The organism is Chitinimonas violaceus (assembly GCF_052601015.1).
On sequence record NZ_JBQXDJ010000313.1, the window covers coordinates 1 to 252 of the forward strand.

Below are 252 nucleotides of genomic sequence, written 5' to 3' on the forward strand. Positions count from 1 at the left end.
ATCTGGAACGCGAAGTCCGAGAGCTGCGTAAGGCGAATGAAATTCTGCGCTTGGCCAGTGCTTATTTCGCCCAGGCGGAGCTCGACCGCCGGTTCAAGCCATAAAATCGTTCATCGACGCTCACCGGGTAATCCCCCCGGAAAATAGGGGTGTGCAGAAGTAGAATTTTCTCGGATAGAGGGAGTTCTACAAAATGAAGAAATCGAGATTTTCGGACAGCCAAATCATCACCGTGCTTAAGGAGGCAGAGGC

1 pseudogene and 1 other annotated feature are annotated in these 252 nt (G+C 51.6%); the pseudogene reads left to right on the top strand.

From position 1 onward, the window contains the following. Positions 1-127: pseudogene (locus ACUHMQ_RS21415) on the top strand (IS3 family transposase); the annotation flags it as partial. Beyond that, positions 59-140, top strand: a sequence feature (AL1L pseudoknot). Its footprint overlaps the pseudogene before it by 69 nt. Positions 141-252 lie beyond the last annotated feature (112 nt).